The sequence below is a fragment of the Xenorhabdus indica genome (genome assembly GCF_014467235.1).
GTDB lineage: Bacteria > Pseudomonadota > Gammaproteobacteria > Enterobacterales > Enterobacteriaceae > Xenorhabdus > Xenorhabdus indica.
The window spans coordinates 308,389-319,430 of sequence record NZ_NKHP01000001.1; the positions used below are offsets into that span (position 1 = coordinate 308,389).

7 protein-coding genes are annotated in these 11,042 nt (G+C 42.7%); 6 read left to right on the top strand and 1 reads right to left on the bottom strand.

What is annotated here, in order from left to right; translation table 11 throughout:
- Positions 1-21: 21 nt before the first annotated feature.
- The 6 genes from Xind_RS20780 (at position 22) to Xind_RS01070 (ending at position 9,286) form a co-directional block, all read left to right on the top strand.
- Entirely contained in the window at positions 22-1,860 is a 1,839-nt protein-coding gene (locus Xind_RS20780; protein ID WP_246432438.1) for a type VI secretion system-associated FHA domain protein, read from the top strand.
- A 76-nt stretch (positions 1,861-1,936) separates the two neighbouring features.
- Positions 1,937-2,491 carry a type VI secretion system baseplate subunit TssE gene (tssE, locus tag Xind_RS01050; protein WP_047682482.1) on the top strand — a complete coding sequence of 185 codons (555 nt, stop codon included), beginning with the start codon at positions 1,937-1,939 and terminating at the stop codon, positions 2,489-2,491.
- Positions 2,492-2,517: 26 nt separating this feature from the next.
- Positions 2,518-4,392, top strand: coding sequence for a type VI secretion system baseplate subunit TssF (gene tssF / locus Xind_RS01055; protein WP_047682480.1), 1,875 nt, complete (start codon positions 2,518-2,520; stop codon positions 4,390-4,392).
- Positions 4,393-4,417: 25 nt separating this feature from the next.
- Positions 4,418-5,458, top strand: coding sequence for a type VI secretion system baseplate subunit TssG (tssG, locus tag Xind_RS01060; protein ID WP_047682554.1), 1,041 nt, complete (start codon positions 4,418-4,420; stop codon positions 5,456-5,458).
- Between the two features lie 107 nt (positions 5,459-5,565).
- Positions 5,566-8,208, top strand: coding sequence for a type VI secretion system ATPase TssH (tssH, locus tag Xind_RS01065; RefSeq protein WP_047682478.1), 2,643 nt, complete (start codon positions 5,566-5,568; stop codon positions 8,206-8,208).
- A 109-nt stretch (positions 8,209-8,317) separates the two neighbouring features.
- Positions 8,318-9,286 (top strand): serine/threonine protein kinase, encoded by a 969-nt coding sequence (locus tag Xind_RS01070; protein ID WP_052189572.1) that lies wholly within the window; start codon positions 8,318-8,320, stop codon positions 9,284-9,286.
- Between the two features lie 103 nt (positions 9,287-9,389).
- Here the strand turns inward: Xind_RS01070 and tyrR are convergent, their stop codons facing one another.
- The gene (gene tyrR / locus Xind_RS01075) at positions 9,390-10,973 is read right to left on the bottom strand and encodes a transcriptional regulator TyrR (protein ID WP_047682476.1); all 1,584 of its coding nucleotides are present in this window, start codon (positions 10,971-10,973) and stop codon (positions 9,390-9,392) included.
- Between the last annotated feature and the right edge of the window lie 69 nt (positions 10,974-11,042).

Consider the following 11,042-nt stretch of genomic DNA (forward strand, 5'->3'; position numbering starts at 1 on the left):
AAAAAATAGGGATCTACGCTTATGCGATTCACCATTGTTAAAAACACCGGTACAAACCAACCCACACAATTGAGTTATGACTTTTCGCCTCCGGGGGGAACTATCGGTCGCAGCAAAGACAATAACTGGATTTTGCCCGATGAAGAGCAGGCTATTGCCCGGCTTCAAGCCATCGTGTCTATTTCTGCTGATGGTGAGTGTCGGATTACCAATCGTGGCTCTGCATCTGAGCTGTTACTAAACACAATACCATTGGCTCCGGATCGTCAGGTTGAAATCCGCGATGGTGATGTATTGAATATTGGCGACTATCAGATTCAGGCAGTTGATATCAATAAAAGTGCGCCGCCGCAAACAGTCACTCGGGTTATCAATACGGAATCCCAATCGGCTGCCAACTGCTCCGGCATTCCCAATGAAATCTGGGACGGTCTGGAACAGATTTTCACTGCACCCGATACTTCGGCCTCCCCCAACAGACATCAGACAACATCAGAGGGAAATGACAATAACCCACTACTCAAACCCCAACAACAGGAAAATGATGAACGTAACCCAATTGATCCATTAGCCCAAATTGAAAACACAACCGATCTAGAGACACTACAATTACGGGCGACAGATCCTGTGACTATGTTCCATTCAGATGCCCTCTTCCAACAGGAAGATATTCTGAATAACAATACACCCACAACATTATTCCAGTACGATGACCAGAGAATTGAACATAGTGACGACAAAGAAAAAGAAATTGATCCACTGGCATTATTTTCTGACAATTCTATAAGACAGCAGAAACACGTCAAAAATGATGACCCATTAAACTTGATGTTAGATAATGCCGTACCACTAACATCACCTGATAACCCAACAATTTCTAATTCTCAGTTTGCGCCTATATCACAGCCCATATCTGCTCAGGATAAACAATCCATTGCTCAGCCACCTTCTTTACCTCCACTCTTCACAACAGAAGAGATATCTAAGGAACTCAGCAAAGATTTAACTCAAAGTCATACAGGTATAGAAGAAGCCAGAACAGAAGAAAATATTTTTCCTCCTTTTCCTCCTGCTCCTTCAAATGAATATCCTGATTATCCGGCCAGCACCAATCACCAGCCCTCTGTTAAGCACCAAGTGAGTCACGCGAATCATTCCCTGCATATCACGCATGATAATCATGCTTATGAACGGCTTGGTATTGATCCAATAAGCTACAGTTCCAATAACCATCAAACAGACGGGATCAAACTAGAGGGGAAATTACTGGCATCGCTATTAGAGGGGATGGGACTCAAAAACCTTCATCAACCACAATTTGATGAACACCGTATGTATCAATTAGGTCTGTTTATCAGCCAGTTATCTCAAGGGATTGTCGCACTCAATGCTTCACGCACAATGCTGAAACGGGAAGCTGATGCGGATATGACTCAAATGCTACTGGATGCCAATAATCCATTTAAGCTATTACCTTCTGGTCAATCTGTTTTAGTACAGATGTTTGGTGATCATATGCCTGGATTTATGCCTATTGAGCAGGCGACCCGCGATATTTTAATTGAATTACAGGCACACCAATTAGGAATGATTGCAGGAGTACGTGCCATTACGAAAGATATCCTGCAACTCTTCCATCCCGGTATTCTTGAGCAGAAAGCGCGGGATGAAGGCGGTATGCCACGTTTGTCTTTATCGTCAACCTACAAAACATCACTGTGGGAATTTCTCACCAAATACTATCAAAAAACAGCCAATGAATTTGAGCAAAATTCAGCTCTGTTTGGTGAAAACTTTCTACAAGCCTATGAAAAAGAGGTCAATAAATATAAAAGTTCTCAAAGCAAACTAAAAAAATAGGCAAATTAAAAATAGGTTCATTGCCTCAACAATCTTTCCCCTATTGCCCATTATCAACACGACCAATAGGTACTCCATGAATGACAATATAACTTTAATGTATGGTGGTTATCATCGTCGGAGTAATGCCAAGCGTATCACTGCCAGAGACAGAATGCAGCCATCCTTGCTGGATAGGCTCACTGATAACGACCCCGATAAGAAAAAAGAGGCAATCAGCAACTATCTGATATCACACAGTACATTACGACAAAATGTTCTGCGGGATTTACAGTGGTTGCTCAATAGCATCAACTGTGAATCCGAGCAAGATCTTACCCTGTATCCGGAAATACGCCGTTCTGTTTATAACTTTGGGCTGGAACCCCTGGCGGGTAAACGTATGTCTGAAATAGAGTGGGAAGATATTCAACATAAAATCATTAAGGCGATACATGTGTTTGAACCACGCATTATTGCTGATGAACTTGAAGTGCGTTGTGTTTCTGATACGCATTCCCTGAATCTATACAATACATTATCCATTGAAATTAAAGGTTTTTTGTGGTGTGTTCCCTGGCCACTCGAATTCCTGTTCCGTAGTGATATTGACCTGGAAAATGGTTATTTCACTATCAAAGAAGCAGGATAAAAACAGATACGAGAGGATATGGATACATGGATAACAAACTACTTGAATATTACAATCGTGAGCTAGTCTATTTACGTGAAATGGGCAAAGAATTTGCTGAACGTTATCCAAAAGTCGCCAACCGACTGGGTATGCATGGTATTGATGTTGCTGACCCTTATGTTGAACGACTTATGGAAGGTTTTGCTTTTCTGACTTCCCGTATTCAGTTGAAAATGGATGCTGAATTTCCAAATTTTTCCCAACAATTACTGGAGATGCTCTACCCTAATTATCTGGCTCCTACGCCATCAATGACAATCGTCGAGCTCCAGCCTGATACCAGCAAAGGGGATATCAGCCATGGATTTTTGGTGCCACGTGGAACGCTCATGCACTGTCAGACATTGAAAAAAGATGGCATCACATTCCAATACAGCACAGCACAAGACGTTATTCTGCAACCATTAAATTTGCAGAAAGTTGAACTGGGTAAGCTGCCTGCCAACATTCCTCTGGCAACGTTAAATCTTCACCAATCCGGTGCTGTCAGTGCGCTGCGCATTCATCTTTCCTGCAAAGGCAAATTTTTCCTCAACGAACTGGATCTCAACAAACTGGTATTCTTTCTTTCAGGGCCAGATATTCAATCCCAACAATTGTTAGAATTACTCATGGAACATTGCGTCGGCATGGTATGTCAGACCCTTGGTGATACTCCTCAATATCAGGTTTTACCTGATATTTCTCCACATCATGAAGGATTTGATGATGATCAGTCATTGTTACCTAATGATCCACGTACTTTCAGTGGCTATCGTCAGCTCCAGGAATATTTTGCTTTTCCGGCACGTTTCCAATTTTTCAGCATTAGTGGCATGCAATCTCTGTTGGAAAAAACACAAAAAGAGAGTGAGTTTGAACTGATCCTGCTTTTGGACAAAATAGATACGGATTTGGAGCATCTGGTTGATGTCTCTTATTTAGCCCTCAATAGTACACCCGTCATTAATTTATTCCCTAAGTTGACTGAACGTACCACGGTAAAAGAAAGTACTAATGAGTACCATTTAGTTGTCGACAATATTCGGCCTCTGGATTATGAAATCTTTTCTGTAAAACATCTGCATGGTGCAGATATTAAACACAGAGAAACGCAGATTTTCAGACCCTTCTGGTCTACTTTCAGTGATGATAAAAGCAATTACGGTGCCTATTTTTCTGTGCGCCGTGATCCCCGCATTTTATCTGAACATGCCCATCATTACGGCACCCGAACCAGTTATGTCGGTACAGAATCCTTTGTTTCTATTGTTGATGAACATCATTCCCCTTGGCCGAACGAACTCAAATTCCTGACTGCCGATGTCATGTGCACTAACCGCGATTTATCTGCAATGTTGCGTCAACAAGATCTTGATAACTTCGTTATGCTGGATTCTATCCCCATCAACCAGATTGTGTTTCTTAAAAGACCAACCATACCACGCCCTGCCTTAGCACAAGGCTCAATATCGTGGAAATTAATCAGTCACCTCCAGCTCAATTATCTGAATTTTATGGATAAAAATGATGAACAAGGGACTCAGGCATTACGGCAATTACTCAGCCTGTATGCCAATCTTTCAGAGCCAGCTATCACCCGTCAGATTAATGGTATTCGCCATTGTTCATTAAAAACGATTTATCGGAGGGTTCCTGAACCCGGCCCGATCGTTTTTGCCCGTGGAGTCAGCATTGAACTGGAAGTGGATGAGCAGGAGTTTGCCGGCAACAGCCCCTGGTTACTGGGAAGTGTTCTGGAAAAATTATTCTCGCGTCTGGTCACCATGAACTCTTTTACTGAAATGACTCTCTATAGCCAGCAACGGGGCAAGATCGGTTTTTGGCCGGCCCGGATGGGAAAAAAGAAACTGATATAGCCAGTAATTACAGACAAAAATGAATATGAGCGAAACAAGTGCTATTTCCATACATCGCATATGTCACCTGCCGGATAATTTTTGGCAACAACTCACCCAGACACCGTGGCAATTCGATCTATTTCAGACCCTGCGCCGAATAGACGCCCAGTCCGGGGAGTATTATATGCTAGGTTCAGCCCCATTGCCGCGATACGACCTGCTGCGGCTAGGTCAAAAAGCGTCAATGATATTCGCCCCATCGACCATTGCTGAAGCCAAAAAACGCGAAAACTCAAAACTGTATGACATACTGATTTACAGTTTTGGCTTGTTCGGCCCAAATGGGCCATTGCCGCTCCATATCACCGAATATACTTATGCGCGACAATATAACTATCAAGACCCAACACTGAACGCATTTGCTAATTTATTTCACCATCGGCTAATACTGCTGTTCTATCGTGCCTGGGCTAATTCCCAATCAACAGTATCGCTTGATCGTCAGGATAACCAACGCTTCTGTCATTATCTTGCTTGTCTGATAGGTATGGGGTTACCTGCTCAACAACAATCAGATTCAATTAGTGAACACGCCCGCTATTCGTTATCAGGCCATTTATCCCGACAGGGACATGGCGCGGAAGGGTTGGCAAAAATATTATTCAGTTACTTCAATATTCCGTTAAAAGTTATACAAAATATTCCCCAATGGTTGAAAATTGAAGCTCAGGATCAGGCACGGTTAAAAGCCGGACGCAATATGCCTCGTTTGGGTGAATCGGCCTTTTTGGGAACAGCATTATATGATGTTCAATATAAATTCCGCCTTGAACTCGGCCCGTTAACCCTGGCTGAGTATGAAGCGTTTTTACCAAACCAACCAAAGTCCCTACAGCTACGTGATTGGGTATATCAATATTTCGGGATCGAATACGCATGGGATATCCGCCTGATACTTGATCGAGCCGATATAAAAGGTATTCACCTGTCAGAGCCCGTAAAATTAGGATTAAGTAGCTGGCTTGGCAACATTGAACAGAAATCCCATTGTGGTGACTTAATCTACAATCCAGAATTTCACTGAACAGCAATTTCATTGAACAATAATTCCATCGAATAACAATTCCATAAACAACAATGTAATCACTCTCTACAAAACACTATCAACGATAACATCACGGATTACACGTTATGTCAGAAATCAGCCGCTCTGTACTATTTGGTAAGCTTAACCGTACATTATTCACATCGTTAGAAGGTGCCACTGCTTTTTGCAAGTTGCGGGGTAATCCTTATGTTGAGTTAGCGCATTGGCTACATCAAATCATGCAGCAACAAAACTGTGATTTACAGAAACTTCTCCATCACTTCGGGCTGGATGAATCTGCGTTGACCAAAGACATCGTTACCGCACTGGATCGCCTGCCACGTGGTGCCAGCGCCATTTCTGACCTCTCAGAACATATTGACAGTGCCGTTGAGCGGGCTTGGGTTTATGGTTCACTGAAATTCGGTGTTGATCAAATTCGCAGTGCCCATTTACTGATAGGCATATTGAAAACTTTCAATCTACGCAATGTCCTGAAAACCATTTCTCCCCTGTTTGATCGCATTAATACAGATGTCCTGATCGATAATTTTCACGCAATATTCGATGGCAGTGATGAAGCCCAGGAGATAACAACATTATCAACAGGTACACAAGGGGCAACAACACAAACTACAACAGGCTCAGCACTACAGCAATATGGTCAGGAATTAACGGCACGGGCCCGTAATGGTGAGATTGATCCTGTGTCTGGACGTGATGAAGAAATCCGCCAGATCATTGATATCCTGATGCGCCGCCGTCAAAATAACCCATTACTGACAGGTGAAGCTGGTGTCGGTAAGACTGCGGTAATTGAAGGGTTAGCACTGAGGATTGCCGCAGACGAAGTTCCACCTCCTTTACGGAATGTTCAGCTTTGGTTGCTAGATATTGGCATGTTACAGGCTGGAGCGGGTGTTAAAGGAGAATTCGAATCCCGTTTGCGCAAAGTGATTGAAGAAGTGCAATCCAGTCCAACCCCCATCATTTTGTTTATTGATGAAATCCATACTTTAATTGGTGCTGGTGGACAACAAGGAACAGGTGATGCCGCCAACTTATTAAAACCGGCCTTAGCGAGAGGTCAATTACGTACACTTGGTGCGACAACCTGGTCAGAATATAAAAAATATATCGAAAAAGATCCTGCCTTGACCCGTCGTTTTCAGGTTGTTCAGGTTCATGAACCGGACGAAACCAAAGCTCTGATAATGCTACGTAGTCTGGTCAATACACTGGAAAAACATCATCGTATTCTTTTATTAGATGAGGCAGTTGAAGCAGCCGTGCATCTCTCCCACCGCTACATCCCTGCCCGTCAGTTACCAGACAAAGCCATCGCATTACTGGACACAGCCTGTGCCAGAGTTGCTGTCAGCCAACATGCAGAGCCTCCTCAGCTAGAAAACTGCCGTCATCAGATAGATGCCCTGAATGTTGAACTGGAAATTGTGGAGCGGGAAGCAAAAGTCGGTATGGGTGACTCTCAGCGAACAGAAAATATCTTCAATCAACTCGCCACTCTGGCAGAACAAAAAGCGCAGCTAGAAGCACGCTGGCAACAAGAACTTTCCCTGACAGAGAAAATTATTCAATTACGCATCCAATTGAATGAAGACCAAAATAATGATACCGCTACTCTCCATACCGAATTAACTGATCTGCAACAACAATTGAAAACTTTACAGGGGGAAGAACCTCTCATTTTTGCGGCAGTAGACAGTAACGTTGTTTCCGCTGTTGTGTCAGATTGGACCGGCATTCCTCTAAGCCGCATGATGAAAGATGAAATTGAAGCTGTATTGCAGTTGGCTGATACACTCAGTCAGCGGGTGATTGGTCAATACCACGCATTGGAAATAATCGCAAAACGGGTACGTACTTCACGGGCAAAATTAGATGATCCCAATAAACCAGTTGGCGTTTTTCTATTATGTGGCCCTTCTGGTGTGGGTAAAACGGAAACAGCACTCGCTCTGGCTGAAACACTATATGGTGGTGAGCAAAATCTCATTACCATCAATATGAGCGAATTTCAGGAAGCACACACCGTATCAACCTTGAAAGGAGCCCCTCCCGGCTATGTTGGCTATGGTGAAGGAGGTGTATTAACTGAAGCTGTTCGCCGTCGTCCATACAGTGTTGTATTGCTGGATGAAATCGAAAAAGCGCACCCTGATGTTCATGAGATTTTCTTTCAGGTATTCGACAAAGGCTGGATGGAAGATGGTGAAGGCCGACACATTGATTTTCGTAATACCATTATTATCCTGACATCCAATGTGGGAGCCGATTTAGTCAGTTCATTATGCCGCCAGCATCCCCAACAAGATAATAGCGTACCAGAACCGGAACAGCTCAGTTCTGCATTACGTAAGCCATTATTGGACACATTCCCTGCGGCTTTATTGGGGCGTTTGTTAGTTATTCCCTACTATTCATTGAATGACGAAGTGATGACTAATATTGTCCATTTACAATTAGGACGAATTCAAAAACGCTTACTGGAGAACCATGGCATTGCTGCAACATTTGATGACGCTATGATTGAAAATATTGTCAGTCGTTGTACTGAGGTTGAATCAGGTGGTCGTACGGTGGATGCTATCTTGACTAACACTATATTGCCACAAATCAGTCAACGGCTGCTCTCTGCCAGTGCCCAGGATGAACAATATAACCGGTTACAAGTATCACTCGAACAAGGGGAGCTTGAATTCCAGTTTTCGAATGATAATCAATAGATCCTGCGTAACATCGTGTGTATACCCTATGGATTTCAAGATGCAGCCAACCAAAGAGGGAACTTGAAAAGTAAAGAGGATAAAACAGAGGTTCAAGAGGCCATCTCCGATGCAGAATTCCGACTATAGCTACTTTAATAACAGGCACCCATTATTGCAGGCATTACCTATTGGGTACTGCTTCAAGGAATTTGAAATTGAGAAAGTTGTGGGTAAAGGTGGATTTGGCATCGTATATAAGGCTTGGGATCACCGTAAAAAATGTGCTGTTGCCATTAAAGAATATCTGCCATCAGCAGTTGTGCTCCGTCGCAACGATTTAAAATTAAATCTGCGTTGCTCAAGTCTGCAAAAGAAATTCAAAATTGGTCTTCATAGTTTTATGCGTGAAGCCCATATAATGTCTTGCTTTAATCATCCATGTTTGCCCCGTTTCTTACGTTTTTGGCAACAGAATAGTACAGCTTACATTGCCACTCCGTTTTACAGGGGTATAACACTAAAACTGTTACAGCTAAAACACCCAAAGATCATTACGCAGAGCTGGCTATGTCGTATTTTGTTTCCCTTGTTTGATGCTCTTAATACGTTTCATCAAGCAGGCTATCTGCACTGCGATATTTCTCTCGATAATATTTTAATTCAGAACAATCAGTTACCAATACTGCTTGATTTGGGATCGGCCCGAAAAACAACAGAACATTTGTCTGATGATGAAGAAATCACTGTCAGGCCTGGTTTCACACCTTGCGAACAATACACCATCAATGAAGAAGGACAGCAAGGCCCCTGGACTGATATCTATGCTTTAGGGGCTGTATTACATACTTTGATTGTCGGGAGGCCACCACCCGTCAGCATTGTGCGCAATATTGAAGATCATTATCAACCTTTAACCAAACAGTGCCCTACAGGTTATTCCTTATCATTTCTGCATGTCATTGATTGTATGCTGGCAATAAAAGTGTCAGACCGCCCGCCTTCCATTTTAAAATTAGCTGCGATGATAAAACACTCTCTCATACAAGCCTGTAAAACTCCCGCATCGCACCTCCCATTCCTTTATCAGATCTCCTGACATGCCTGCTTTCAGGAGATCTGCGCCAGGAATAACAACCGAAGATACATCTCCTGAAAAACATTATCCCCCGGAAAAAACCTGTCGTTTGCACAAGCAGGTATTATTCATCATTCGAATCTGATCCCACTGTCTGTTTTTTTCCACTCAATCCATATTCACGCAGTTTATTAGCAATAGCGGTATGAGAAACACCAAGTCGTTTTGCCAACTTACGGGTACTGGGATAGTGGCGATAAAGACGGGTCAAGACAGAACGTTCAAAACGCTTACTGATTTCATCTAAAGAGCCAACCAGAATATCTTCATTGATAAAGGCGGTTTCTGTTTCTAATTCCGGTAACTGAATATCTTGTGGGCTTAATTGGTTACCTTCAAGCTGCGTTAATGCCCGGTAGATGGCATTACGCAACTGCCTCACATTTCCGGGCCAATAATAGTTACACAAGAATTGTTCCAGATCAGGTGAAAATTTGGGTTTTTCTACACCTTGCTCTCTAGCAAAACGGGTTACAAAATAATCCGTCAATGGAATGATATCAGCCCGCCGCTCCCGTAAAGGTGGCAAAGTGATTGTTAATACATTGAGCCGATAGTAGAGATCTTCCCTGAATTCCCCTTTTTGCACCAACTCAACCAAATTCTTCTGAGTAGCACAGATGATCCTGACATTCACTTTAACTTCGTTATCCTCTCCAACACGACGAAATGTTCCATCATTGAGGAAACGGAGTAATTTGATCTGCATTTGTGGCGACATTTCACCAATTTCATCTAACAGAACTGTGCCGCCATTCGCCTGCTCAAAAAAGCCTTTTTTACCTTCCAGTGCATTCGGATATGCACCCGCAGCATAACCAAACAGTTCACTTTCTACTACGTCATCCGGCATAGATGCACAATTTAGTCCAAGAAAAGGTTGTTTTCCTCTTGAACTTCTCAGATGACACGCTTTGGCAAATTCATCTTTCCCTGTTCCTGTATCACCAATAAGCAACAAAGGCAGATCCAACATAGCCATTTTACGGGCCTGTTCAACGACATGAACCATCTTCGGACTGACAGCAACAAGATCCTTAAAAGCCTGATCGTCATTCACTGTCAATTTTTTCTGCGCAGGTTCCGCATAAACGGATACACGTAGCATAATCACCGCTCCCACACATTTAACCTTCTGATTTTCATCAGTCAGTTGCATGGGTGTCATATCCATCAAATAAGATTTTCCTTTGATAGTTAACGTTGCCGAGTGAGGCTGATGATGATCGCTTTCCAACCAACGGAGGAAATTGTAATTACTGATAAGTTGGCTGATATTTTTTTGGCTGATTTTTTCTTTACTGATACCAAACAATGTCTGGGATGCCAGATTAGCCAAATCGATACTTCCTTTCATGTCAATGGACAAGATAGGCTCAGGCACAGACTCCAGTAATGTCCACATAGCTCTGTGCTCTTTTTCTGACGGCATAAAAGCCACTGTCCTCACATCTATCACGCCATTAATGCGGCGGATTTCTGCCATCAGCAAGCGAAAGGTATTGAAATCAATTTGAGTAAAACTAAGGTAAATACGACGTTCAGGAGAGATCTCAATTCCTTTCAGGTCAATATTTCTTAAAACCAATAAATCAAGTAACTCGCGAGTCAGCCCAATTCGATCCTGACAAGTAACTTCCAATCGCATTTATTCCGACCTTATTTACACGATGTTCATAACCGTCTGAAATATTACTCGTTACTGTGCAATAGATGA